The organism is Parerythrobacter aurantius (assembly GCF_045291475.1).
Taxonomy (GTDB): Bacteria; Pseudomonadota; Alphaproteobacteria; order Sphingomonadales; family Sphingomonadaceae; genus Parerythrobacter; species Parerythrobacter aurantius.
In genome coordinates this window covers 2,443,101-2,468,649 of the sequence record NZ_CP147985.1, presented here as the reverse complement: position 1 = coordinate 2,468,649, position 25,549 = coordinate 2,443,101, and the positions used below count along the sequence as shown (strand labels likewise).

Sequence of the window (25,549 nt, the reverse complement as noted above, 5' to 3'; positions counted from 1 at the left end):
GTTCTTTAGGCGGTGACCGGCCTAGCGCGGACGGCGAAGGCGCGGGTTCGGCTGAAGTTCGTCGATGATGCTCACGAAATCGTCCAGCCGGATAATCCGCTCGAACTGGAATCCGGCGCGGTTTTCGCGCACCCAGATGCAATAGGCCTCGATACGGCCGATAACGGGCAGACGAACAATCACGCGATCCCCCCGGGACAGGCCCTGGGCGTTGTCGATCATGTAGCCATGCGCTGAAAGATTGCTGATGTGCATCTTCAGGTCGCCGTGCGAATGATGTTCGGCAATGACCGGGAAATCGACCGGGTGCCGCGTCGCGCGGCGCTGATCGGTTACCGAGAGCTGAGCTCCGTTTGCCATGTTTGGACGACCCTCCGTAGCTTTGGTTCGGAGTTTCGAAATAATGAAAAATCGCCAATTTTCGGTTAAGCGCGCATGTCCTGATTTGGCACATTTCGGCTGATTTCTGCGGCGCTTGCGGGGTTACCGGGTAAGAATTGCGTGTCTTTTCTTGCCGAGGCTGAGTTTGCGCTCTTCGCCTTCAGGCACTGTCACGATGAATACCGGGTCCGATACGGTTTCCCCGTCCAGCCTGATCGCTCCTTCGGAGATTTTCCGCTTGGCCTCGCCGTTCGATGCCGTGAACCCGAGGCCCGTCAGCACCGCGGTCAGCGCCATTCCCGCCGGTCCGACGGCAAGGCCGGGCAGGTCGCCGCCGGCACCGCCCCCGGCAAAGGTCGCCAGTGCGGTCGCCGCAGCCGAACGGGCCGCTTCCTCGCCCCGGCACAGCGCAGTGGCGGCATTGGCCAGTGCGATCTTGGCATCGTTGATAGCACTGCCCTGCAAGGATTCGAGGCGACTGATTTCTTCAATCGGCAAGTCGGTAAACAGGCGCAGGAACTTGCCTACGTCGCGATCGTCGGTATTGCGCCAGAACTGCCAGTAGTCGTAGCTCGGCAACTGCGCCTCGTTCAGCCACACGGCCCCCGAAACGGACTTGCCCATCTTGCTGCCGTCAGCCTTGGTGATGAGCGGCGTCGTCAGGCCGAAGACTTCCACCCCGTCCATCCTGCGGCTGAGCTCGACTCCGTTGACGATGTTCCCCCACTGGTCGCTGCCACCCATTTGCAGCCGCACGCCCATGGTCTGGCAGAGATGACGGAAATCGTAGCCTTGCAGGATCATGTAGTTGAATTCGAGGAAAGTCATCGGCTGCTCGCGCTCGAGCCGGAGCTTTACCGAATCGAACGACAGCATGCGGTTGACGGTGAAATGGGTGCCGACCTTTTGCAGCATCTCGATGTAACCCAGCTGGCCGAGCCAGTCGTGGTTATTGACCATCACCGCATCGGTCGGACCGTCGCCGAACGTCAGGAACCGCTCGAACGCAGTCCGGATCGAGGCGATGTTCGCTTCGATCGCCTCGTCAGTCAGCATCTTGCGGACTTCATCCTTGCCGGTGGGATCCCCGATGCGGGTGGTGCCTCCGCCCATGACTACTACCGGCTTGTGACCGGCCTGCTGGAGCCGGCGGAGCAGCATGATGGACACGAGGTTGCCGACATGGAGCGAAGGCGCGGTCGCGTCGAACCCGATGTAGCCCGGCACCACCTGGCGCGCGGCCAGAGCGTCCAGGCCGGCCGCATCGGTTTGCTGGTGGATGTAGCCCCGCTCGTCGAGGAGGCGAAGAAGATCGGATTCGAAGGTCTGCATGGTGGGCGGGCCCTAGCAGGGGGGAGAAGCCCGTCCAAGTCACTTGCGGGGAGGGCGGGGCGCAGGCAATACGAAAGCCATGCATGAACTGGTCCTTCACCCCGATTGCACGCCGGGGCCGATAAAGCGCGTTTCCGCCACCATCCTTGCAACATCGCAGGGGTGCCGGGCCGATTTCCGGTTCGAGGGCGACATAACGGCCATCAAGGTCCCGGAGCCGGCGCAATCCCTGCGAACCGACTATCTCTGGAAGACGACCTGCTTCGAGATATTCTGGCAACCGGCCGGCGACACCTATTATCGCGAGTTCAATCTCAGCCCGTCATCACGCTGGGCGTGCTATGACTTCGACGATTTCCGGCTCAACAGCCGCGATGCGCCGGTTGGCGCCATCGCGATTGCGCTCTCGGCCAACAATCACGAACTGCATCTGGCGGCCGACATCGCTAGCGAGTTGCCTCTTCCCGCCGCTGTTGCCCTTAACGCCATCGTCGAGGACAGGCACGGCAACATCCAGTTCTGGGCGCTCGCATTCGAAGACGGCAAGCCGGAGTTCCACAGCACGGTCTGCCGGGCGCTCACTCTGGAGCAGGACCGATGAAGTTCGGCATCGACCGCCTTCTTGGCGAGCCCGAACTGCGCAAGCCGCTCGAAGGAAAACGCGTGGCGCTGGTGGCTCATCCGGCATCCGTGACGGCCGATCTGACGCACAGTCTCGATGCGCTGATTGCCGCCGGCGTCAACGTCACCAGCGCTTTCGGCCCGCAACACGGGCTCAAGGGCGACAAGCAGGACAACATGGTCGAAACGGCCGACGAAACGGATCCCGTTTACGGCATTCCGGTGTTCAGCCTGTACGGCGAAGTGCGCCGTCCCACCGGGCAGATGATGTCCACAGCCGACGTTTTCCTGTTCGACCTGCAGGACCTGGGCTGCCGCATCTACACATTCGTCACCACGCTGCTCTACCTTCTCGAGGAGGCTGCGAAGCACGGAAAGACCGTCTGGGTCCTCGACCGGCCAAACCCTGCCGGTCGCCCCGTCGAAGGAACGTTGCTGGTGCCGGGCCACGAAAGTTTTGTCGGGGCGGCGCCGATGCCGATGCGGCACGGATTGACCATGGGCGAAATGGGCCATTGGTTCATCCGGCATTTCGGGCTCGATATCGATTACCGGGTCATTGACATGCATTACTGGCTGCCGGAATCCGCCCCCGGTTTCGGCTGGCCGGACAGCCGCATCTGGATCAACCCGTCGCCCAACGCCGCCAGCCTGAACATGGCCCGCGCCTACGCCGGCACCGTGATGATCGAGGGCGCGACGTTGAGCGAGGGCAGGGGGACAACCCGCCCCCTTGAGGTCCTGTTCGGCGCGCCCGATATCGACGCGCGCGCAGTGCACGCGCAGATGGCGAAATTGGCACCCGACTGGCTTGCCGGCTGCGCGATCCGCGAATGCTGGTTCGAGCCGACCTTCCACAAACACCGGGGAAGCCTCTGCCAGGCCCTCATGATCCATGCCGAAGGCCCGCATTACCGGCACGATGCGTTCCGTCCATGGCGACTGCAGGCGCTTGCCTTCAAGGCGATCCGCAACCTGTATCCCGATTACCCGATCTGGCGCGGCACCGACTTCAAGTACGAATACACCGAGGGTGTTTTGGCAATCGATGTTATCAATGGTGGTCCGGCCCTTCGCGAATGGGTCGACGATCAAGCCTCCACTCCGCACGATCTCGACGCGCTTGCAACGGTCGACGAAGCGGCATGGATCGCCGGGGTGCGGGAGCATTTGCTCTATTGACCGGGCGCTTGAGTGTTGACGAAGCTGCCAGCGTCGGCAACCTTCTCTTTTCGCGACGGATACATCCGCGCATGAGGAGAGACCCCGCAATATGACCGCAGCGACGCGCACAGCCGATACCGCACCCTCGGTTCGCCTGACCCTGTGGGTCCTGTTGTTGGTCTACATCCTCAACTTCCTCGATCGCCAGATCCTCAACATCCTGGCCGAGCCGATCAAGGGCGAGTTGGGGCTCAGCGATACCCAGCTGGGGCTCCTCGCTGGCCCCGCTTTCGCCGTGTTCTATGCCGTTCTTGGAATTCCCATCGCGCGGTATGCCGATCGCTCCGGCACCAACCGGATTTCACTGATTTCGGTATCGCTTGTGGTCTGGTCAGGGATGACGGTGATCTGCGGCTTCGCCCAGAATTTCTGGCAGATGGCCTTGGCGAGGATCGGTGTCGGCGTCGGCGAGGCTGGATGCACGCCAGCCGCGCACAGCCTGATCAGCGATGCGGTTGCGCCGGAGAAGCGGGCGTCCGCCATCGCCTTCTATGGCATGGGCGTACCGATCGGAACTCTCCTGGGTCTCGTCATTGGCGGGGTAGTGAACGACATCTGGGGCTGGCGTGCGGCGCTGATGCTTGTCGGCGCTCCCGGCATCCTGCTCGCGCTGCTGCTGCCCTTGCTGCTACGCGAGCCACGCCGCCTGGGACTGGTCAAGGGTGATGCCGTGCCGGTCGGTCCACCGCCTATGCCGGTCCGCGAGGCGATCGCCGAGGTCTTCACCTCGCGAGCCTATGTACTGCTGCTCTTCGCCGCCTCCTTCGCGGCCTTCCTCAGCTACGGCAAGGGCCTCTGGACCCTGTCGCTGTTCATCCGCAGCCACGGCATGACCACCACCGAAGTGGGGCTGATCGGCTCGGTCACACTGGGCATTGCGGGCGTGTTCGGAACCTGGTTGGGAGGATGGGCGGCGGATCGCTTCGGCCAGACGAACCGTCGTCATATCTTGACGCTTCCTGCCGTGGGCATGGCCATCGCCGCGCCAATCCAGTTCTTCGGATATGGCGCGCCCGTCTGGTGGGTGGCAGGGCTGCTGATCCTCGTTCCGACAATCCTGAACGCGGCCTACTACGGGCCAGCCTACGCCTGCGTACAGGGGCTGGTGCGCAAGGAACTGCGCGCCGTTGCCGCCTCGGTAATGCTGTTCGGGCAGAACCTGATCGGCCTCGGGCTCGGCCCATTCGTGTTCGGCGCGCTGTCGGACTGGCTCCAGCCCATGGCTGGCACCGAAAGCGTCCGCTGGGTTCTTTTCGGCGCCGCATGGCTCGGGTTTATCCCGGCATTCTTCTTCTGGCGCGCAAGCCTCAGGCTAAACGCCGAACTCGATCGGAAAGGTTGACGGACGCAAAGACCGCAAGAGTCACTGCGGCTGCAAGAACTTCGTGTGTATCATCAATACTGTTCGCCCGACCCGGCAGGAATGATGGTTGCGTCATCAGCAGGTTCGGGGATGGGGCGAATATCTTGCGGGTCACCACGCATTACGAGCACGCCGCATCCGTCGCGCCGATGATCGACCGCCCAGATCAATTCTGGCTTATCAGGCGCAGCCGTACGCCTGTCGAGCGCAGGCAGGCCTGCACTGTCCCTTGCTTCGCGGATTGTGTCGGCGCATTTCTTGGCCTCATCGAAATCGGTTGCCGGCACCTCTTTCCATGGGCCGTTGGGTGTGACGTAAGCAGGATTATCGAAGGACGGAGCCACAACCGTGCCATTCTCCAGATCGGTAGCACCCGCAAGGGCCAGAGCGGCGGAAATGTAGGCGATCCGGCACATGGAAGATCTCCCTGATTATTGTCCGTGTTTGCGGCTCAATTCTCGCATTGCATCGTCGAGACCGTCAAGTGTCAGCGGATACATCCGGTCGCCCACCAGCTGCTTGATGATCTTGGTGCTCTGTGAGTATCCCCACTGCTTTTCCGGCACCGGATTGAGCCATACCGTCGCCGGATAGGTGTTGGTCACGCGCTGCATCCACACCGCGCCCGCTTCCTCGTTCATATGCTCGACACTGCCGCCGGGGTGGGTAATCTCGTATGGGCTCATCGCCGCGTCGCCGACGAATACGATCTTGTAATCGTGGCCGTATTTATGCAGCACGTCCCATGTCTTGGTGCGTTCCTGCCAGCGACGCTTGTTGTCCTTCCACACGCCTTCGTAGAGACAGTTGTGGAAGTAGAAGAACTCCAGGTTCTTGAACTCGGTCGTCGCCGCGCTGAAGAGTTCCTCGCACAGCTTGATGAAGGGGTCCATCGACCCGCCGACATCGAGAAATAGCAGCAGCTTGACCGCATTCCTGCGCTCGGCGCGCATGTGGATGTCTAGCCACCCTTGCTTGGCGGTGCCTTCGATCGTCGCGTCGATATCCAGCTGGTCCTGCGCTCCTTCGCGGGCGAAGCGGCGCAGGCGGCGCAGCGCCATCTTGATATTGCGCGTGCCCAGTTCCTTGGTGTTGTCGAGATTCTTGAATTCGCGCTTTTCCCAGACCTTTACGGCGCGTTTGTGCTTGCTCTCACCGCCGATCCGCACCCCTTCCGGATTGTAGCCGGAATTGCCGAAGGGCGATGTGCCGCCGGTGCCGATCCACTTGTTGCCGCCCTGGTGGCGCTTTTCCTGCTCCTCGAGCCGCTTCTTCAGCGTCTCCATGATCTCGTCCCAGCTACCGAGCTTCTCGATCGCGGCCATTTCCTCTTCGGTCAGGAACTTCTCTGCCACCGCCTTGAGCCAGTCCTCGGGAATGTCGACCGGGTTCTGGCCGTAGTCCGTCAGCAGCCCCTTGAAGACCTTGTTGAAGACCTGATCGAACCGGTCGAGCATGCCTTCGTCCTTCACGAAGGTGGCGCGGGACAGATAGTAGAACGCCTCGGGCGTCTGCTCGATGACATCCCTGTCGAGCGCTTCCAGCAGGACGAGATGTTCCTTAAAGCTGGCCCCGATCCCGGCCTCGCGCAGCTCGTCGATGAAATTGAAGAACATCCCGGCAGCCTTTTCCAGCCTGTTTTACGTCATGGTAACCATGTGCCTCTAGGCGAGCAGAACAAGCTTTGAGGGATCGCATGGAACTTAGCAAGATTGTCTCCGCTGACCAGAGCGCGCTGGACCTGATTCCGGCCAAGTGCGGCGACGTGACCGTCGGCTGCACCGATGTCGCCGGGGTGGTCGAAGCCGTCATCCAGTCGTCGGAAAAGCTGCGCGAGGAGCACACGGCACTGCACGGGACCATAGCCGCGCTGGAAGCAGATCAGGCCCGCGTCAGCGAAGCGAGCGACGAGGCCAGGCTGCTGTCGGAAAGGGCGATTGCGCGCCTGGGCGACGGGAATGCGCTGATCCGTTCGTCTCTATCCCAGATCACCAACTTGCTCGACCTTGTCGAGACGCTGACGCGTCATGTCACCGGCTTTGCATCCGCGATGGAGCAAGTGAAGCGCAGTTCGCAGCGGATCGAGGATATTGCCGAGACGACCAATATCCTGGCCCTTAATGCGACAATCGAAGCCATGCGTGCAGGCGAAGCCGGCCGTGCATTCGCCGTTGTAGCAGAGGAAGTGAAGAGCCTGGCCGGCGCCACCCGCAAGGCGACCGAGGAGATTTCGCGCACCATCGAAACCCTCGAGGGTGAGGCGAGGGCCGTCATCGGACAGATCGAAGGCGGCGCTGCGGCTTCCTCCGAGGCGAAGGAATCGGTCGCGAAGATTGAGGACACGCTTTCGGGCGTGTCCGAACTGGTCGAGGAAGTCGACCGCCAGAACGATCAGATCGCTCGCGCAACCGGCACCATCAGCAGTCATGTTACCAAGGTTCAGGATGTGCTGGTCAGCTTCGATACGGCGGCGCTGGCCAATGAACGCAAACTGCAAAGCGCGCACGAGCGGATGGAAGACCTCGAACTTACCGCCAGCGAGATGTTCGACAGTATCGTAAAGGCCGGGCTGTCGCCGCGCGACAGCGAAATGGTTGCGAAGGCGCAGGCCCATGCCGAACGTCTCGCGTCCATCGCCGAAGAGGCAATAGCTTCCGGGGCACTCCGGATGGACGACCTTTTCGATCAGGATTACCAGCTGGTCCCGGGCAGCAATCCGGAACTTTACAGAACACGTCTGAGCGACTGGGCTGATCGCAATTGGCGCCCCATTCTCGATGCCATGGTGGCAGAAGCGGGGGCCGTGAAGATCGCCTCCCCGGCAGACATGAACGGCTTCCTGCCCACCCACATTTCCGAGCGATCGCGCCGTCCCACTGGCGACTTGGCGCATGACACCAAGTACTGCCGCAACGGGCGCATTCTCTTCGGTGCCATCGACCTCAAAGCCAAACAGAGCACCGATCCCTTCATGATGGCGGTCTATCGCCAGGAAGGCGATGGGAAACGCTACGAAGTTGTCCGCAACGTCTACGTGCCGCTAGTGATCAACGGACGTCGGTGGGGCGATTCCGAGCTCGCCTACGCTTTCTGAGCCAAGCGCCAAGCTGTTCCCGAGCGGGGCATCGTAGAAAAGCCGCACTTGATGCCATAGGGGCGAGCACCTAACCTGTTAGCCGAGCGGACTAACGGAGGGGGCGGTGCAGAATATCGGGAGGACGGCAGGCTGGGTAACAGTATGGATCATGCTGTCGAGCCTGATCGTTCCTGCTCAAGAGATACCTCCAAGGCCAGTTCCGCCCAAACCCGTGGCGGCTGCCACGCCTGAACCGCCGCCGGAAAAAACTTTTGCCGACGCGTTGCAGACCGGCGTCGTCGTAATCGTCAGCAAGCCATCTCAGCAGATGCATGTCTTTGCCAATGGCGCACTTTGGCGCAGCAGTCCGGTTTCGACCGGCAAGAAGGGCAAGGAGACGCCATCCGGTGTCTTCGCAATACTGCAGAAAAAGACCTTCCACCGCTCCAACGTCTACAGCAATGCGCCGATGCCCTTCATGCAGCGACTGACGTGGGACGGCATTGCCATCCATGCCGGGCATGTACCCGGTTACCCTGCTTCGCACGGTTGCATCCGGTTGCCGGCCGATTTTGCGAAGGAGCTGTTCGACCTGACCGGGTTCACCACGACCGGGGTGATCGTCACCGATGAACCGGTGGGCACGGGGCAGGAAGCGCTTCGGCTCGCCAGAACCACCGGCGGGACAATTCCCATCGACCCGGCTGTGCTCGATCCCAAATGGGCGGAGGCGATCAGGCTTGCCGAAGGTGCCCGGCTCGCAAAGGCACGGCCACCCGATCCCGGCAGGACTGGAACGCCCCGAGAGGGCGAACAGGGCATCCAGCTAGCTGCCGCGTTATCGTCGGCAGAGGCATCTTCGCTCTGGGAATCGCTCGTGAGGCAGCGCCCCGAGATCGGCGAGATGCGACGCGCGATCGAACACGCAGTGGTCGGCGGACAGGGCTTCTATCGCTTGCGCGCCTATTCCGCAGATGCGCACGCAAGATGCACGGCGATGAAACAGGCAGGGATCGCCTGCTTCGCAGTGAGCTGACCTAGCTCTGCCGCCGCGCCATGAAGGCAAGACGTTCGAACAGCATTACGTCCTGTTCGTTCTTGAGCAGCGCGCCATGCAGCGGCGGGATCGCACTGTTCGGATTGGCATCCTGCAACACCTCGAGCGGCATATCCTCGTTCAGCAGCAACTTGAGCCAGTCGAGCAATTCGCTGGTCGAAGGCTTCTTCTTCAGGCCCGGCACTTCGCGAATTTCGTAGAAGACATCCATCGCCTTCTTCACCAGCATCTTCTGGATGCCGGGGAAATGCACGTCGATGATGTCCTGCATCGTCTCGCGATCGGGAAATTTGATGTAGTGGAAGAAGCAGCGGCGCAGGAAGGCGTCGGGCAGTTCCTTTTCGTTGTTCGAGGTGATCACGACGATCGGGCGCTCGACTGCCGTGATCGTTTCATGCGTTTCGTACACATAGAACGACATGCGATCGAGTTCCTGCAACAGGTCGTTCGGAAACTCGATATCGGCCTTGTCGATCTCGTCGATCAGCAGGACGGGGAGCTGGGGAGAGGTGAAAGCCTCCCACAGCTTGCCCTTCTTGATGTAATTCGAAATGTCATGGACGCGCTCGTCGCCGAGCTGGCCGTCGCGCAGGCGGGCGACCGCATCGTATTCATAGAGGCCCTGCTGGGCCTTGGTGGTCGACTTGATGCCCCATTCAATCAAGGGGGCATTGATAGCCTTGGCGATTTCGTGGGCCAGCACGGTCTTGCCGGTACCCGGCTCCCCCTTGACCAGCAGCGGGCGGCGCAGCGTCACTGCCGCATCCACGGCGACCTTGAGGTCATCGGTGGCGATATAGGAGCTGGTGCCTTCGAAGCGCTTCGGAGTGTCGGCCATGGGTTTCCCTATGCAACTTGCTTTACGTGAGCGTTAGGGAAGCGGCGAGGGCGGGGCAAGGGCGAAACTGACAGCACCCGGGTGGCCTGTCGCGATTACGGGGTATCACAGAGGGCAGCGACAAAGACCCCGATACGAATGTCGGCCCAATGTGCCGGAATGCGACCACACCGGCTCCTGGATACGACCTTCCTGCCTGCTCCGGCCGGCATCGACCCGACCGGCAGGGCGGGGATGCGCGAACGCTGGCTGGCGATCGCCTTGCTGACTGCGATTTTCGCGCTGGCGGCAGCGGCCGGTATTCATTTCAGCAAGCTCGACGGGCGGATCGCCGCCATCTGGGTGCCGAATGCGATAGTTGTTGTCGCACTGGTCATGCGACGGGATCTGCCCATCGCCCAGACACTTATCGGCATCTTTTCCGCCAACCTGCTCGTCGATTTCTGCCTCGGCGACAGCGTGTTGCGGGCAATGGGCCTCTCCATGGCGAATGCCGTCGAGATTGCCGTCGCGACCGCGCTCATCCGAAAAACCTTCCCGCAACGCTTCGACCCCAAGCGGTTCTCCGATATTCTTGTCTTTCTTCTCTTTGCCGGCCTGATAGCTCCCATTGCCTCTGCGACGATCGCCGGGATCGTCGAGATCGGCAGCAACAGCGCATCGTGGCAGCAAACGGTCGTGCGCTGGTATCTTGCCGATGCAGTGGGCATGATGCTTGCGGGAACAAGCCTCCTGATACTGGCCGACGCGAGCAAGGATTTCCGCATTCCGCGGCGCCACGAATTGCGAGACTGGGCTATATCGACGATAGTCGGCACAGTCGTCGTCGCTGCGGTTTTCGTCCAGACCCGCTATCCCCTGCTATTCCTGACAGGGCCGATCGTGCTCATGCATGTCTTCCGCCACGGCGCCTTGGGCGCGGCTGTATCGACGACGAAAATTGCCATCATCGCAATCGTCGCGACAGTACAGGACCTCGGCCCGATCGCGGCGTTGGTCGCGGGGGACTGGCACAAGATTCTCGTGCTCGAAATATTCCTGCTGACAGTGCTTCTTATGGGAGTTCCCGTCGCCGCCTTGCTCAACGAAAAACGCAAGGCGTTGCACGACCTGACAGAGCGCGAAGCACAGTTGGCGATGCTGACCGACAATGCGTCCGATGCCGTAATGGCGTTCGATCGGCGCGGTCGCTGCAGCTTTGCCTCTGCCGCAGCGGAAAACCTCTTTGCGAGGTCGAGGGAAGAACTGGTGGGGCTTCCCTACCTGCAACTGGTAGGGCGGGACGACCGGCCAGCGGCCCGCACCATGGTTCGCCGTCTCCTGCGCGAGCGTGACATAAGCGCTCTCACTTTTGCTCGCCCGCCCCGCCCGGTGGGATCGACTTCTGCCGCCGACATGTACCTTTCGGCGCGCTGCAAATGCATCGAGACTGCTGAAGGCAGTTCTGCCTTTGCAGGGACCGTAGTGGCAAATGTGCGAGACGTCACCGAACTCGTCCGGCTCGAGCAGGATCGTAGCGAAGCCGTTCGACGGGCGGAGCATGCCCTTGCCGCCAAAGGCCGCTTCCTCGCCAACATGAGCCATGAAATCCGCACTCCCATGAACGGGGTCCTGGGCTTTGCGGAACTGCTGCTGCACAGCCCGCTAAAACCCGACCAGCACCGCAAGATGGAACTGATCGTCGAGTCCGGTCGATCGATGATGCGTATCCTCAACGACATCCTGGATCTGTCGAAGATCGAGTCCGGGACTTTTGCCGTGAGCAAGGAGCCGATGGAACTGACCTCCCTGCTGGGCAGCTGCGTCAGCATAAACCGGGCTCTTGCCGAGCAGAAGGGATTGCGGATCAGGTGCGATGTCGACCTTTCCTTGCCCCTGCTGGTCCTGGGCGACCAGAACCGGATTCGGCAGGTTCTCCTCAACCTCATCGGCAATGCCATCAAGTTCACGCCCCGGGGACATATCACGGTCAAGGCGACAAACGAGGGAGAGCGTATGCAGATTTCCGTATCCGACACCGGCATCGGGATCGATCCGGAATACGCGCAGGCGATTTTCGAGCCCTTCGAACAGGGCAATGAAGATACGACGCAAAAATATGGCGGTACCGGCCTCGGGCTTTCGATCAGCGCCAATCTTGCGCGGCTGATGGGGGGAACCCTTACAGTGCGGTCAGTGCCGGGCACGGGCTCTACATTCATTCTCGACCTGCCGCTGGTGAAGCAGCATGAACGGCGCCGGGCGGTTGCCGGCCGTACCGCGATCGGCCGGCATGGAGCGGCCCGTAATCGCGAACGGATCCTTGTGGCTGATGACAACCCGATCAACCGTGAACTTGTCTTCGAGATGCTCAGTGCACTGGACTACGATGTTGTCCTCGCGGAAGATGGGAACGAGGCTGTTGCGACTGTCCTTGCGGCGACTAACAACGGTCAGCCGTTCAATCTCGTCCTGATGGACCTCCAGATGCCGGAGTGCGACGGATGCGAGGCCGCGCGGTCCATTCGCGCGGCAGGCGTGGGCGCGGCGCAAGTGCCCATAGTGGCCCTTAGCGCGACGACCTTCCCGGAGGACATAAGGGCAGCGGTGGATGCAGGCATGCAGGACCACCTGGGCAAGCCGGTGTCGTTCGAAGACCTGCGTCAGGTCGCAAGCCGATGGGCCTTGCGCGCACCCCCCGGCGGCGCAACCAGGCCGCCGACGCGTTTGACCGTGCAGAACGACGACCGGCTGATGGCCATGTGGCTGGACAACCGCGCCCAGGCGATCGCACGCGTCGAACGCTACCTTGCCGGCGATTGCAGCCTCGCGGCCCGGCGCGAACTGGAGCGGGTCATGCACAGTATAACCGGAACCGCCGCACAGTTCGGCGAGGCGGAATTCGGCACGCGCGCCGCCGCTCTGGAAGCTGCCCTTCGGCACGAGGCCCCGCCGGTCCAGATGAAGGCCCTGGCCCGCGACCTGCTGGTGTTGGCGAACCCGTGCTGAAGCGGTCCCCTAGGCGCTAACCCTTATCCCGTTTCCGCCGAAGCTTCATTATTGCGATGGTACACCGGATTTGACCGGTACGGAGTGCGCCATGTCTACCATCCTTATCGCTGATGACGATCCTCTGGCTGCGGCAATTTTCGGCGGAGCCTTCAAGCGGGCCGGTCATTCGGTTTACGTGGTCAATGACGGGATCGACGTCCTCCCTGCGCTCAAGGTCTATCCGATCGACTGCCTGGTGCTTGACTGCCTCATGCCGGGCGTGACCGGTATAGAGGTGCTGCGACGGCTCAGGGCCAAGGACCGATACTGCCTGCTGCCCATCATCATGCTGACTGCAAGGTCGGCGCCAAACGATCGCCATGTCGCCGACAATTCCCGGGTCGATCTCTATTGCACGAAGAATTCCGACCCCGATTGGGTGGTCTTCCAGGCAGAGGATCTCATAGCGAACAAGGTCACCTGTGCACCCGTGGTATCGGACCCGTGGAACCGGGCAACCGGGCCGGTTCGCTCGGTCTGACCGTTACTGCCCATACAAGCCCCTTGAAATCGGACCGATCCTCTCTTATTAGCATCGCTGCGGACCGGGCCCCTCTGGCGCGGCGACAGGACGGCATTTGCCGGATTGCGCCTCGTGATGTCGGACCGCATCGGATAGCACCGATGCATGGGTCCGGAGTATATTCTCCATCCAATCCCATCTGACGGCCCCTGCGGGGTGCTTCCGATCGAACGTAGAACCGTTTCGAAGGGAGCAATTGAATGTCGTACCGGGAATTCCGCCTGCTGGAGCGTCACCAGCGCCTCGATGAACTTCTTCGGTTGGCGCAGCTTCGACCGCAGCCCGACGGTGGCGAAATCAGCCGCCTCAAGAAACTCAAGCTCGCGATCAAGGACCGCCTTGTCCAACTCCGCATTCGCGGACGACGCTAACGACCTGCGCTGGCCCTGCCGGATTCACCATCCTGCAGGGCCCGCGGGCCTGCAACAGGGATAAAGACAATGGAGTTCCTCTTCGTGGAATGGCTGACCAAGCCGGTCTGGATGTGGCTGGCCTTCCTCGGCATTGTCATTACGCTACTCGTGCTCGATCTCGGCGTCCTGCACAAGGAACAGCGGGAAATCGGCGTTGCTGAATCGCTCACTCTCTCCGCCGTTTACATCGCGCTCGGCCTCGCGTTCGGTGGCTGGGTCTGGTGGTACATGGGCGAAGCCTCGGGCATAGAATACATAACGGGCTTCGTTATCGAGAAGAGCCTGGCGATGGACAATGTCTTCGTCATCGCGATGATATTCACCTACTTCTCGGTCCCGCGCTTGTACCAGCACAGGGTGCTGTTCTGGGGCATACTTGGCGTGATCGTCCTGCGCGCGATCATGATCGGCCTCGGCGCCACCATCGTCAGCCAATATGGCTGGGTTCTCTATATCTTCGCTGTCTTCCTGATCTTCACCGGCATCCAGATGTGGCGCAATGCCGACAAGGAGTATGACGTTGCGGCCAATCCGGTACTCAAATGGGTGCGGCGCCGGTTCAACGTGACCGACCAGCTGCACGGCGAAAAGTTCTGGGTCAGGCAGCCGCATCCCAAGGACGGCAAGCCGGCATGGTTCATGACGCCGCTGTTCCTGGCGCTGATCATGATCGAGATCGTCGACCTCGTTTTCGCAGTCGACAGTGTTCCGGCGATCTTCGCCATCACCACGGATCCGTTTATCGTCTATACCTCGAACATCTTTGCCATCCTCGGCTTGCGGGCGCTCTACTTCGCGCTTGCCGCCCTGGTGCACCGGTTCAAGTACCTGAAGTACGCGCTTGCCGTGCTGCTGGTCTTCATCGGCTCCAAGATCTTCGTCGCGGACCTTCTCGGCATCGGCAAGATACCGCCGCCCGTATCGCTGGGCATCACCTTCGCAATCCTGGCGGCCGGAATTGGCTGGTCGCTATGGAAAACGCGGAACCAGAATGCGACCGGCGCGCTGATGTAGCGGTCGGTTTGAATAAACCTGCGCGGCCGGGCTGTGCCCGGTCGCGCTTCTTGTTTGAACAGGGAAAAAGAACATGGAATTCCTATTCGTCGACTGGCTCGGCACGCCGGCCTGGTTCTGGCTGGTCTTTCTCGGGCTGGTAGCCGCCCTGACAGCGTTCGATCTCGGGGTCCTGCACACCGAGGACCGCGAGATGGGGATCGGTGAATCGCTCAAGCTCAGCGCGTTCTACATCAGCGTCGCGCTGCTGTTCGGGGCCTGGATCTGGTTCGAACGCGGCGCCGAGCTCGGGATGCAATACTACACCGGCTTCTTCATCGAAAAGGCGCTGTCGATCGACAACGTCTTCGTGATCAGCCTGATCTTCACCTATTTCGCCATCCCGCCGAAATACCAGTACCGGGCCCTGCTCTGGGGTATTCTTGCCGTGATCGTGCTGCGCGGCCTGATGATCGCCGGGGGCGCCGCTCTCGTCAGCCAGGCCTACTGGGTGCTCTACATTTTCGCCGCTTTCCTGATTTTCACCGGCATCAAGATGTTCTTCGCCGGCGACGAACCGATGGACATCGCGAAAAACCCGGTCATCCGCTGGATTTCGACCCACATGCGGGTGACGCCGGAACTGCACGACCAGAAGTTCTTCGTGAAGGTGACCGATAGCAAGACCGGCAAGCTGGTGACAGCGGCCACACCGCTGTTCCTAGCCCTGGTCGTGATCAACCTCGCCGACCTCGTCTTCGCGGTCGATAGCGTCCCTGCGATCTTCGCCATCACCACGGACACTTTCATCGTCTACACAAGCAACATCATGGCCATCCTGGGCTTGCGGGCACTCTATTTCGCGTTGGCGGCCATGGTCCACCGCTTCCATTACCTGAAGTATGCCTTGGCAGCGGTACTGATCTTCATCGGTTCGAAGATCTTCGTGGCCGATTTCGTCATGGGCGGCGCCAAGTTCCCGCCGCTGCTCAGCCTCGGCGTCACGGCCGCCCTGATCGCCGCCGGAGTCTTCTACTCGCTGTGGAAGACCCGCGGCGAGCCGGAGCCGCAGTGGCCGGCTGAACAGACGCCGGCAGAGGTCAAGGATCACCTGGAGGATCTGGCCGACAATAAGGCCTGATACCACCCCGAAAAAATTGAAGGGCCGGATCGCATTGCGGTCCGGCCCTTTGCTTGTCTGCCTCAGGCGTCGATCAGGTCTCGATCGACTTCGCCGGCACGGTTCTGGATGAAGTTGAACCGGTGTTCCGGGTTGCGGCCCATCAGGCGGTCGACCAGTTCCTTGATCGCGTGGCGCTGTTCGTGTTCGTGCGGCAGGGTGATACGGATAAGCGAGCGGCTTTCGGGCGCCATGGTGGTTTCGCGCAGTTGCTGCGGGTTCATTTCGCCGAGGCCCTTGAAGCGGGCGACCTCGACCTTCTTGCCCTTGAACTGCTTCGCCTCCAGCTCCGCCCGGTGTGCATCGTCGCGGGCGTAGGCGCTCTCCTTGCCGGCGGTGAGCCGGTAGAGCGGAGGCTGGGCGAGGTAGAGATGCCCGTTGCGGACGATCTCGGGCATTTCCTGGAAGAAGAACGTCATCAGCAACGTCGCGATATGCGCGCCGTCCACGTCCGCGTCGGTCATGATGATGATGCGGTCGTAGCGCAGATTCTCCGGGTCGCAGTCCTTGCGCATCCCGCAACCGAGGGCGAGCGCCAAGTCGGCGATTTCCTGGTTGGCGCGGATCTTGTCGGCGGTGGCGCTGGCGACGTTCAGGATCTTGCCGCGGATCGGCAGGATCGCCTGCGTCTTGCGGTTCCGCGCCTGCTTGGCGCTGCCGCCGGCGCTGTCGCCTTCGACGATGAACAGTTCGGTCTCGCCGTCGCCTTCGCCGCTGCAATCGGTGAGCTTGCCGGGCAGGCGCAGCTTCTTGGCGTTGGTGGCGGTCTTGCGCTTGACCTCGCGCTCGGCCTTGCGGCGCAGGCGCTCGTCCATCCGCTCCATGACGCTGGCGAGCAGGGCGCGGCCGCGGTCCATGTTGTCCGACAGGAAGTGATCGAAATGGTCGCGCACCGCGTTCTCGACCAGTCGGGCGGCCTCGGGGCTGGTCAGCCGGTCCTTGGTCTGGCTCTGGAACTGCGGATCGCGGATGAAGACGCTGAGCATGATCTCGGCGCCCGTCATCACGTCGTCAGCGGAAAGATCCTTGGCTTTCTTCTGGCCGGTAAGCTCGCCGAAGGCCCGCAGCGCGCGGGTGAGGGCGGTGCGCAGGCCCTGCTCGTGCGTTCCGCCATCGGGCGTCGGCACGGTATTGCAGTACCAGCTGGTCGACCCGTCGGACCACAGCGGCCAGGCGATGGCCCATTCGACGCGGCCCTGTTCGTCAGGGAAATCCTGCCGCCCGGTGAAGGGATCGGCCGTCACACATTCGCGCGCGCCGACCTGTTCGCGCAGATGGTCGGCAAGGCCGCCGGGGAACTTGAAGACCGCTTCCTCGGGCACGTCCTCGCTGGCGAGCGAAGGAGCACATCTCCAGCGGATTTCCACCCCCGCAAAGAGGTAGGCTTTCGAGCGTGCCAGCTTGAACAGCCTCGCCGGCTTGAAATCCCGCTCGCCGAAGATTTCCGTATCGGGCGTGAAGGTGACCGTCGTCCCGCGGCGGTTCGGGGTCGGTCCGAGCTGCTGGATCTTCCCCTGCGTGACCCCCCTCGAGAATTCCTGCGCGTAAAGCTGCCGGTCGCGCGCGACCTCCACTCGGGTGTGGCTCGATAGGGCGTTGACGACGCTCACGCCGACGCCGTGGAGCCCGCCGGAAGTGGCGTAGGCCTTGCCCGAGAACTTGCCGCCCGAATGCAGGGTGGAAAGGATCACTTCCAGCGTGGACTTGCCGGGGAACTTGGGATGCTCGTCGACCGGGATGCCGCGCCCGTTGTCGGTGACGGAGACGGTATTGCCTTCGTCCAGCCGCAGTTCGATGCGCGTCGCATGGCCGGCGACTGCCTCATCCATGGCATTGTCGAGTACCTCGGCGACGAGGTGATGCAGCGCCCGGTCGTCCGTCCCCCCGATATACATGCCTGGGCGACGGCGCACCGGCTCGAGCCCTTCGAGGACCTCGATCGAGGAACTATCGTAATCGCCGCTCGAGGCGGGGGTGTTTTCGAACAGATCGTCTGACATGGTCCGGCTATAGGAGGGGCGGGATGCCGCTCACAAGCGGGGCGCGAGCGTTTTGCGCAGTGCGTCCGCTTGCAGGCCTATTCGACGAACTTCGCCGGCGCGGGATCGAGGATCACTACCTCGCCGCTGCGGACCTCGCGCACCTCCATCGCCCGGTCCACCACACCGTTCGGCTTGAACCGGAAGGCACCGTCCAGCCCCAGGAAACCGTCGTCAGCGAAAAGCTTGCCCGTCGGGAAACTGCTGCCGATCTTCCAGTCGCGGGCGACGCGAAGCGCGAGCAGGACACTGTCGTAGCCCAAGGTGGCAATGCGGAACGGCTGGCTTCCGAAGCGGGTGTTGTAGCTATCGGCGAAGCGCTTGAAGCGCGCATCGGAAACCGCCGCGAACAAGGCACCGCGGGCGGATGCAGCCTGCGTGATCGAGCCTTCACCGCTCAGCAGTTCCGTTCCCAGCAGCTGGGTCGTACCCCTGCCACCGGGGCGCAGGACATTCGCAGACTGGATGAACAGACGCGCTCCGTCGGCGACCAGCACGGTGTCGAATCCGCCACGCTGGCGCAACCGCTCGCTGGCGCTGACGATCGAGGTGTTGCCGCGGTCGAACCGTTCGATACCGGACAGCGCAAGCCCGCTGTCGCGAAGCGCGGTCGTGAAAGCCAGTTCGGCGCGACGGCCGTATTCGCCGTCCGGTACGATGGCAGCAACGCTCTTTGCGCCGCGTGACTTGGCAAATGCGATCGAGCGCGCAATCGACTGGGCCGGGAGGTGCCCCATGACCAAGGCATCGGGCGATGCGACGCTCTCGTCATTTGAGTATGAAATCACGGGCACCCGTGCAGGCCGTGCTTCGGCAAGGACCGCGGGCACGGTTTCCGCCAGCAGGGGCCCCAGGATCAGCTTGTTCCCGTCGGCCACGGCCTGGCGGGCGGCAGCGCGCGCATCCCCGGCCGTGTCGTAAGTCGTGATCCGCAGGTTGGAGGCGTTGGTGTCCAGCAGCGCCATGGTGGTGGCATTCGCGATGGACTGGCCCACCCTTCCATTCTCGCCGGTCAGGGGAACCAGCAAGGCAATGCGGTGGCGCTCTCCGTCCGTCGGCAGGGCCGTATCGACCGGTGTCTCGTCGGGCCGGGTTATGACCGGGTCAGTGGTAACATCCGGTGCCTTCGGGACGACCTGGCACCCCGCGACGAGCAGGCCTGCAGCCATCAATGTCAGCCAGCGCCAACCGGATTTCCAGCCCATCATGCTTGCGACTCCCGTAACTTCTGTCCATGCCTTGCCGCGTGCAAAGCGATCCGTCCACCGCGCCGAAGGGCGAACGCCTCGGTCCCGGCCTCTATATAGTCGCCACGCCCATTGGCAATCTTGGCGATGTAACACTCCGGGCCATCGATACGCTCAGCCGTTGCGATGCCGTCGCGTGCGAGGACACCCGCGTTACGGGAAAGCTTCTGAAACATCTCGGGATCAGCAAGCAGCTGTGGCGTTACGACGATCACGGCGAGGCGGCGGCAAGCGCGCACATGGCGCAACAGTGCGGTACCAAAGCCATCGCCCTTGTCAGCGATGCGGGTACACCGCTCGTTTCGGATCCCGGCTATCGCCTGGTGCGCGAGGTAAGGGATCTGGGCTATGCGGTGACAACCGTCCCCGGCGCCTGTGCAGCGATCGCCGGCCTTACCCTGTCTGGCCTGCCGAACGACCGGTTCCTGTTCGCCGGCTTCCTTCCCGCCAAGGACAAAGCTCGCCGCGATGTGTTGCTGGAACTGGCCGACGTTCGTTCGAGTCTCATTTTCTACGAGACCGGGCCGAGACTTGTGAAAAGCCTGGCTGCCATCGACGACATCCTTCCCCATCGCGAGATCGCCGTAGCGCGCGAAATCACGAAGCTGCACGAAGAATGCCGCCGCGGTTTGGGGGCGGGGCTGATGGCCTGGTACGATGCCAATCCTCCGAAGGGCGAAATCGTCCTGATGGTCGGTCCACCTGCCGCGCCAGAACCGCGCAGGGACCCGGACGTTCTCTTGCGGGAGGCGCTTTCGACGATGAAACCGTCGCAAGCCGCCGCCCTTGTCGCCAGGGAAACGGGGCTCGACAGGAAGGCACTCTACGTCAAGGCAATGGAACTGAAGCCGTGAAGCGACAGCGGGCCGAACGCAGCGGCCGCGAAGGTGAAAGACTTGCCGCGCTCTGGCTCAGAGCCAAGGGCTGGTCCATTCTCGCGGAACGCTTGAAGACCCCGCTGGGCGAAATTGACCTCATCGCAAGGCGCGGAAAGCTTGTTTCCTTCATCGAGGTCAAATGGCGAAAGGACCGGTCGGAACTGGATCACGCCATAGACGAGCGGCGCCTGTCACGCGTTGCCGCAGCAACGCAGGCCGTTGCCCATGACTTTGCAACGAATGGGGAAGATATCCGTATCGATGTCATCCTTCTTGCGCCGGGCTGCTTCCCGCGCCACATCGCCAACGCCTGGCAACCATAGGAGCTGACATGTCGTTGCGCGTCGCGGTCCAGATGGATCCGCTCGAAAGCATCAATATCGCCGGGGATTCGAGCTTCGCCCTGATGCTCGCTGCGCAGGCGCGGGGGCATGCCGTCTGGCATTATGACGTAGCGTCGCTTGCCTACGAAGACGGGCGCATCACCGCCCACGCCGCACCGGTTCGCGTCCAGCGGGTGGAAGGCGATCATTTCAGCATGGGCGAAAGGCGCCGGATCGATCTCGGCAAGGATATCGACATCGTGCTGATGCGGCAGGATCCGCCGTTTCACCTCGGTTACATTTCGTCGGCACTCCTGCTGGACCGCCTCAACGGCGTCACCCTGGTGATGAACGACCCGCGGGAAGTCGTGAACGCGCCGGAAAAGATGTTCGTTCTCGACTTCGCCCGTTTCATGCCGCCCACGCTGATTGCGCGCGACCTCGAGGATATTCGTGATTTCCAGCGCAAGCACGGCGCCGTGGTCGTCAAGCCTTTGCACGGCAATGGCGGGAAGGCGATTTTCAAGGTCGAAGAAGATGGCGGCAACCTGTCGGCGCTGAGCGAGGTTTTCAACCAGACCTGGCCCGAACCGCACATGGTACAGCCCTTCCTTCCCGAGGTGGCAGAAGGCGACAAGCGCATCGTGCTGGTCGATGGCGAGTTCGCCGGGGCAATCAACCGCAAACCGGGCGAAGGCGAGTTTCGGTCCAATCTTGCGCAAGGCGGCTATGCCGAAGCGGCAGACCTGTCCGCACACGAGGAAGCGATTTGCGCGGCAATGGGTCCGGAGCTCAAGCGTCGCGGGCTTGTCTTTGTCGGCATCGATGTGATCGGCGGCAGGTACCTCACCGAAATCAACGTGACCTCGCCGACCGGGATTGTGGCAATCGATCGTTTCAACGGCACGGATACTCCGGCACGGCTATGGGACGCATTCGAGTCTCGCCATGCCGCCATGCGTTCCTGAACGCCGGACAATCGATCGATGGGTGACCTGATCGTCGAGACAATTGCGCGGGGAGGCTATCTGGGCATCTTCGTGCTGATGGCGCTGGAGAACATTTTTCCGCCCGTCCCTTCCGAAGTCATCATGGGGATCGGCGGCATTCTGGTTGCGCGCGGCGAGATGCAGTTCTGGCCCCTTCTCTTGATTGCCACCGTCGGCACCACGGCCGGCAACTATTTCTGGTATTGGCTCGGCAATCGCTTCGGATACCGCCGGCTGCAACCTTTCGTGGATCGCTGGGGCCGCTGGCTCACCCTGGAATGGGAGGACATCGAGCGGGCGATCCTCTTCTTCAACAAGTGGGGTGACTGGGTGATATTCCTGTTGCGATTCTCGCCCCTGCTTCGAACGATCATCTCGCTCCCTGCGGGCCTTGCTCACATGCGCCTGTCGCGCTTCCTGTTTTTCACCTTTGCCGGATCGCTGATATGGAATGCAGCTTTGATCGCAGGGGGACAACTGCTCTCACGCTGGCTGGAACAGTCACAGGATGTACTCGGCTGGATCATCATCGCACTTACGATCGTCGCGGTCCTGGCCTACGTCTGGCGTGTCGCAACTTGGAAACCGCGTTCGGATCGCTAGCCTCGCTCCCGGGGATGGGCGTCGCGATAGCTGTCGAGCAGCGTCGCCGCGTCAACCTTCGTATAAATCTGCGTCGAGCCAAGGCTCGCGTGGCCGAGCAATTCCTGAAGACTCCTGAGGTCGGCTCCAGCGCCCAGCAGATGCGTCGCGAAACTGTGGCGCAGCGCATGGGGCGTTGCAGTTTCCGGCAAACCCAGGGCCCGGCGCGCGTGCGCCGTCGCCTTCTGGACGAGCCCGGCCGACAAACGCCCGCCCTTTGCGCCCATGAAGAGCGGTCGCGTACCATGGAGCGGCCAGGGACAGGCGGATACATAATCCGCCACGGCGTCGCGGATAATCGGCAGGATCGGCACGACGCGCTGCTTGCCGCCTTTGCCGGTCACCACCAGCCGATCGCCAAGCGGGAATGCGGAACCCTCAAGCGACAGTGCCTCTGCGATGCGCAATCCTGCGCCGTAAAGCAGCAGCAGCACCGCGCGATCTCGCTTCCCGATCCAATCCTCCGAAGCATTGGCGGCGACAAGATCGGCCAGATTGACCGCTTCGTCGGGAGTCACGGGTCGGGGCAGGCCTTTCTTGACACGTGGTCCGCGCAAGCGTGGCGGGGCGAGGTCCTGCCGGCCTGCCTGAAGGCGCGCATAGCCGATGAAAGCCTTCAGCGCCGAGAGTTCACGCGCTGCCGATGCGTTGCCAAGGCCCTCTGACCGGCGATGGGCGAGATGTCGGCGAAGCGTTCCCGCATCAAGGCTGGCCACCTCCAGCCAATTTGCAAGATTTCGCGCCAGGAGCAGCCGTTCAGCGGCCCGATGGTAGGCCCGTACCGTGTGCGGAGAACGTCGCCGCTCGTCGGCAAGATATTTCTGCCATTGGTCGAGCAACAGGGTGCTGCTCATGCCAGCACGAGCTCCGACGCGACCAGTTCGGCCAACAAGCCGTCCAGAAGCGGCATGCCGCGCGCGGTGACCGTGAGGTGCGACGTGTTTCTACGTACCATCCCGAGGCGCTCGTAGAACTCCACCCGCTCAAAATCGATGAGCGCGGATTCCGCCAAGGCAAAGCGTTGCGACATCAGCGCGAGGTCAACGCCTTCCGCCAGACGCAGCCCCATCATGAGCGCTTCAGAGGCTTGCTCGCTGACGGACAAGGTGCGTTCTTCCTGCGCACCATGGCGCTGCACATCGACCGCTGCCAGCCAATTCTCGGGCTTCTTGTGGCGGGTGGTGGCAATGCCGCCACGCCTGCCATGTGCACCCGGGCCGATGCCGCAGTAATCTTCGTACCGCCAGTACGTCAGATTGTGGCGACTTTCCTCGCCTGAGCGCGCATGATTGCTGACCTCGTAGGCGGAAAGCCCGGCTGCGGCAGTCATTTCCTGCGTGAGAGCGAAAAGGTCGACCGCCGGATCGTCGTCTAGAGGAACGAAGGTACCTTGCCGCACGTCGGTGGCGAAGCGGGTCCCGGCCTCGATCGTCAGCTGGTAAAGCGACAGATGCGAGGTGCCGAAGCTTAGGGCCCGGTCGAGTTCCTCCTGCCACTGCGCCACTGTCTGGCCGGGCCGCGCGTAGATCAGGTCGAAGCTGACACGGCGGAACGCCTGCTGGGCGGTTTCGAGCGCCGCCAGAGCCTCGCCAGCCCCGTGAAGACGGCCGAGAAACCTCAGCATTTCGTCATTCAGCGCCTGCACGCCGAGCGAAACGCGATTGACACCGGCGGCCGCCAGATCGGCGAAATTCGCTGCTTCCACCGACGACGGGTTCGCTTCGAGCGTGATCTCGATATCGGGCGAGAAGCCCCACAGGCGTTCGGCCTCGCGCAGCAATGACGCCACGAGGGCAGGGGGCATCAGCGAAGGCGTGCCGCCGCCAAAGAAGATCGAATGGAGCGCCTCGCCGCCTGCCAGCGCGGCCTCGTGGCGCATGTCCGCCAGCAAGGCGCGCTCCCACAGTGCATGATCCACGCTGGCGCGGACATGGCTATTGAAGTCGCAATAAGGGCATTTGCGGGTGCAGAACGGCCAGTGGATGTAGAGCGCGCGGGCCATGGGCGGGGACCTTAGCCGCCGAACTGCTCCGCGACCAGCTTCGCAAAAGCATCGGCGCGGTGGCTGATGGCATGCTTCTGCTCAGGGTCGATCTCGGCGAAGGTCAGTTCGCTGTTATTGGGCACGAACACCGGATCGTAGCCGAAACCCAATGTCCCACGCGGGGGCCAGGTGAGCGATCCCGTGCAGGTCCCTTCGTAAATGGCGTGCTCGCCATCGGGCCAGGCGATCGCCAGCACGCAGTGAAACGCTGCCTTGCGATCAGTCTCGGCGCCGAGCTGTTGCAGCATCCCTTCGACCTTGCCCATCGCCATATACCAGTCACGGCCCGGATTGCCTTCAAACCACTGGCGCTCGGCCCAGTCGGCGGTGTAGACCCCTGGTCGTCCGCCCAGCGCCTCGACGGACAGGCCGCTATCGTCGGCGAGCGCCGTCAGACCCGATGCTTCGGCCGCTGCCCGTGCCTTGATCAGCGCGTTCTGGGCGAAGGTCGTCCCGGTCTCGGCCGGCTCCGGCAGTCCGAGCGATCCGGCGCTGATGCACTTGACCCCGTAAGGCTCGAGAAGCGCCGAGATTTCCTTCAGCTTGCCCGCATTGTGCGTGGCGATCACAAGCGAGCCGGAACCGAGACGGCGGGTCATTTTGTGGCGGAATCCTGGGCCTTGAAGATCTGCGCGCAGCCGATCTGGGCCAAGCGAAGCAGGCGCAGCAGGCCTTCCTCGTCATAGGTCGCACCTTCGGCCGTGGCCTGTGCCTCGGCGATCTGGCCGCCTTCGATCAGGACGAAATTGGCATCCGCGTCGGCATTCGAATCCTCCGCGTAATCGAGATCGAGGACGGGTGTCCCCGAATAGATGCCACAGCTGATCGCGGCGATCTTGGCGGAGATCGGATCATCCTTGATCGCGCCTTCGGCCATCAGCTTGTTGACCGCGAGCCGCAGCGCCACCCACGCGCCGCTGATCGATGCCGTACGCGTCCCGCCATCAGCCTGGATCACGTCGCAATCGAGCGTGATCTGCCGCTCTCCTAGCTTCTTCATGTCGACCACGGCGCGCAAACTGCGACCGATCAGCCGCTGGATTTCCTGCGTCCGGCCCGACTGCTTGCCGCGCGCCGCTTCGCGGTCACCGCGGGTGTGCGTGGCGCGCGGGAGCATCGAGTATTCGCCGGTAACCCAGCCCTGACCCTTGCCGCGCAGCCATGGCGGCAGGCGTTCTTCGATACTGGCGGTGCACAGCACGCGGGTATCGCCAAAACTGATAAGGCAGGAACCCTCGGCATGTTTGGTAAAGCCGGTCTCGATAGTGATAGCGCGCATCTCGTCGGGCGCGCGTCCGGAAGGTCGCATGGAAGTCCTTTCATGGAGTCGCTGGATGGCCGTTTGGCCGAGAGACC

General features: G+C 62.5%; 25 protein-coding genes. 14 read left to right on the top strand and 11 right to left on the bottom strand.

Annotated elements, in window-relative coordinates:
- Positions 1–21: 21 nt before the first annotated feature.
- Together WAB17_RS12265 and tyrS are read right to left on the bottom strand one after the other, a co-directional pair.
- Positions 22–360 carry a PilZ domain-containing protein gene (locus WAB17_RS12265; RefSeq protein ID WP_435417627.1) on the bottom strand — a complete coding sequence of 113 codons (339 nt, stop codon included), beginning with the start codon at positions 358–360 and terminating at the stop codon, positions 22–24.
- A gap of 123 nt (positions 361–483) precedes the next feature.
- On the bottom strand, positions 484–1,713 hold the full coding sequence (tyrS, locus tag WAB17_RS12260; RefSeq protein WP_435417626.1) for a tyrosine--tRNA ligase: 1,230 nt from the start codon (positions 1,711–1,713) through the stop codon (positions 484–486).
- 79 nt (positions 1,714–1,792) lie between these two features.
- Here tyrS and WAB17_RS12255 point away from each other — a divergent pair, with 79 nt between their 5' ends.
- The 3 genes from WAB17_RS12255 (at position 1,793) to WAB17_RS12245 (ending at position 4,900) form a co-directional block, all read left to right on the top strand.
- Entirely contained in the window at positions 1,793–2,314 is a 522-nt protein-coding gene (locus WAB17_RS12255; protein ID WP_435417625.1) for a hypothetical protein, read from the top strand.
- On the top strand, positions 2,311–3,516 hold the full coding sequence (locus WAB17_RS12250; RefSeq protein ID WP_435417624.1) for an exo-beta-N-acetylmuramidase NamZ family protein: 1,206 nt from the start codon (positions 2,311–2,313) through the stop codon (positions 3,514–3,516). Before WAB17_RS12255 ends, WAB17_RS12250 begins: the two co-directional genes overlap by 4 nt.
- Positions 3,517–3,607: 91 nt before the next feature.
- Entirely contained in the window at positions 3,608–4,900 is a 1,293-nt protein-coding gene (locus WAB17_RS12245) for a spinster family MFS transporter (RefSeq protein ID WP_435417623.1), read from the top strand.
- A 53-nt stretch (positions 4,901–4,953) separates the two neighbouring features.
- Here WAB17_RS12245 and WAB17_RS12240 read toward each other — a convergent pair whose 3' ends face one another.
- Entirely contained in the window at positions 4,954–5,337 is a 384-nt protein-coding gene (locus WAB17_RS12240) for a hypothetical protein (RefSeq protein WP_435417622.1), read from the bottom strand.
- A gap of 15 nt (positions 5,338–5,352) precedes the next feature.
- On the bottom strand, positions 5,353–6,537 hold the full coding sequence (locus tag WAB17_RS12235; RefSeq protein WP_435417621.1) for a vWA domain-containing protein: 1,185 nt from the start codon (positions 6,535–6,537) through the stop codon (positions 5,353–5,355).
- 80 nt (positions 6,538–6,617) lie between these two features.
- On the opposite strand from WAB17_RS12235, the gene WAB17_RS12230 reads away from it, so the two are divergent.
- Complete coding sequence (locus tag WAB17_RS12230; RefSeq protein ID WP_435417620.1) at positions 6,618–8,015, top strand: methyl-accepting chemotaxis protein; 1,398 nt, start codon at positions 6,618–6,620, stop codon at positions 8,013–8,015.
- A gap of 214 nt (positions 8,016–8,229) precedes the next feature.
- On the top strand, positions 8,230–9,033 hold the full coding sequence (locus tag WAB17_RS12225; RefSeq protein ID WP_435417619.1) for a L,D-transpeptidase family protein: 804 nt from the start codon (positions 8,230–8,232) through the stop codon (positions 9,031–9,033).
- Between the two features lies 1 nt (position 9,034).
- On the opposite strand, the gene WAB17_RS12220 is transcribed toward WAB17_RS12225, so the two are convergent.
- A complete protein-coding gene (locus tag WAB17_RS12220; RefSeq protein ID WP_435417618.1) occupies positions 9,035–9,892 on the bottom strand; it encodes an AAA family ATPase in 858 nt (285 codons plus the stop codon).
- A 138-nt stretch (positions 9,893–10,030) separates the two neighbouring features.
- On the opposite strand from WAB17_RS12220, the gene WAB17_RS12215 reads away from it, so the two are divergent.
- The 5 genes from WAB17_RS12215 to WAB17_RS12195 all read left to right on the top strand — a co-directional run bounded on the left by WAB17_RS12215 (position 10,031) and on the right by WAB17_RS12195 (position 15,992).
- The gene (locus WAB17_RS12215) at positions 10,031–12,880 is read left to right on the top strand and encodes an ATP-binding protein (RefSeq protein ID WP_435417617.1); all 2,850 of its coding nucleotides are present in this window, start codon (positions 10,031–10,033) and stop codon (positions 12,878–12,880) included.
- A gap of 91 nt (positions 12,881–12,971) precedes the next feature.
- Positions 12,972–13,403: a response regulator gene (locus WAB17_RS12210; RefSeq protein WP_435417616.1), complete on the top strand. Its 432-nt coding sequence runs from the start codon at positions 12,972–12,974 to the stop codon at positions 13,401–13,403.
- A gap of 242 nt (positions 13,404–13,645) precedes the next feature.
- Complete coding sequence (locus WAB17_RS12205) at positions 13,646–13,816, top strand: DUF465 domain-containing protein (RefSeq protein ID WP_435417615.1); 171 nt, start codon at positions 13,646–13,648, stop codon at positions 13,814–13,816.
- 69 nt (positions 13,817–13,885) lie between these two features.
- Positions 13,886–14,872, top strand: a complete 987-nt coding sequence (locus tag WAB17_RS12200) for a TerC family protein (protein WP_435417614.1) — start codon at positions 13,886–13,888, stop codon at positions 14,870–14,872.
- A gap of 73 nt (positions 14,873–14,945) precedes the next feature.
- Positions 14,946–15,992: a TerC family protein gene (locus WAB17_RS12195; protein WP_435417613.1), complete on the top strand. Its 1,047-nt coding sequence runs from the start codon at positions 14,946–14,948 to the stop codon at positions 15,990–15,992.
- A 62-nt stretch (positions 15,993–16,054) separates the two neighbouring features.
- On the opposite strand, the gene parE is transcribed toward WAB17_RS12195, so the two are convergent.
- Both parE and WAB17_RS12185 read right to left on the bottom strand, forming a co-directional pair.
- On the bottom strand, positions 16,055–18,031 hold the full coding sequence (gene parE, locus WAB17_RS12190) for a DNA topoisomerase IV subunit B (protein WP_435417612.1): 1,977 nt from the start codon (positions 18,029–18,031) through the stop codon (positions 16,055–16,057).
- 77 nt (positions 18,032–18,108) lie between these two features.
- On the bottom strand, positions 18,109–19,278 hold the full coding sequence (locus WAB17_RS12185; protein ID WP_435417611.1) for a penicillin-binding protein activator: 1,170 nt from the start codon (positions 19,276–19,278) through the stop codon (positions 18,109–18,111).
- A 26-nt stretch (positions 19,279–19,304) separates the two neighbouring features.
- On the opposite strand from WAB17_RS12185, the gene rsmI reads away from it, so the two are divergent.
- The 4 genes from rsmI to WAB17_RS12165 are packed head-to-tail and all read left to right on the top strand — an operon-like array spanning position 19,305 to position 22,110.
- The gene (rsmI, locus tag WAB17_RS12180) at positions 19,305–20,171 is read left to right on the top strand and encodes a 16S rRNA (cytidine(1402)-2'-O)-methyltransferase (RefSeq protein WP_435417610.1); all 867 of its coding nucleotides are present in this window, start codon (positions 19,305–19,307) and stop codon (positions 20,169–20,171) included.
- The gene (locus WAB17_RS12175) at positions 20,168–20,518 is read left to right on the top strand and encodes a YraN family protein (protein ID WP_435417609.1); all 351 of its coding nucleotides are present in this window, start codon (positions 20,168–20,170) and stop codon (positions 20,516–20,518) included. Before rsmI ends, WAB17_RS12175 begins: the two co-directional genes overlap by 4 nt.
- An 8-nt stretch (positions 20,519–20,526) precedes the next feature.
- Positions 20,527–21,486, top strand: a complete 960-nt coding sequence (gshB, locus tag WAB17_RS12170; RefSeq protein WP_435417608.1) for a glutathione synthase — start codon at positions 20,527–20,529, stop codon at positions 21,484–21,486.
- Positions 21,487–21,504: 18 nt separating this feature from the next.
- Entirely contained in the window at positions 21,505–22,110 is a 606-nt protein-coding gene (locus tag WAB17_RS12165) for a DedA family protein (protein ID WP_435417607.1), read from the top strand.
- Here the strand turns inward: WAB17_RS12165 and WAB17_RS12160 are convergent.
- From WAB17_RS12160 to rph, 4 genes are read right to left on the bottom strand one after another with little or no spacing between them, the layout of a single operon-like run.
- Positions 22,107–23,003, bottom strand: a complete 897-nt coding sequence (locus WAB17_RS12160; protein WP_435417606.1) for a tyrosine recombinase XerC — start codon at positions 23,001–23,003, stop codon at positions 22,107–22,109. The genes WAB17_RS12165 and WAB17_RS12160 overlap by 4 nt on opposite strands.
- Positions 23,000–24,151, bottom strand: a complete 1,152-nt coding sequence (hemW, locus tag WAB17_RS12155) for a radical SAM family heme chaperone HemW (protein ID WP_435417605.1) — start codon at positions 24,149–24,151, stop codon at positions 23,000–23,002. The genes WAB17_RS12160 and hemW overlap by 4 nt, the downstream gene beginning before the upstream one ends.
- A gap of 11 nt (positions 24,152–24,162) precedes the next feature.
- Positions 24,163–24,792: an RdgB/HAM1 family non-canonical purine NTP pyrophosphatase gene (gene rdgB, locus WAB17_RS12150; RefSeq protein WP_435417604.1), complete on the bottom strand. Its 630-nt coding sequence runs from the start codon at positions 24,790–24,792 to the stop codon at positions 24,163–24,165.
- On the bottom strand, positions 24,789–25,502 hold the full coding sequence (rph, locus tag WAB17_RS12145) for a ribonuclease PH (protein WP_435417603.1): 714 nt from the start codon (positions 25,500–25,502) through the stop codon (positions 24,789–24,791). Before rph ends, rdgB begins: the two co-directional genes overlap by 4 nt.
- Positions 25,503–25,549 lie beyond the last annotated feature (47 nt).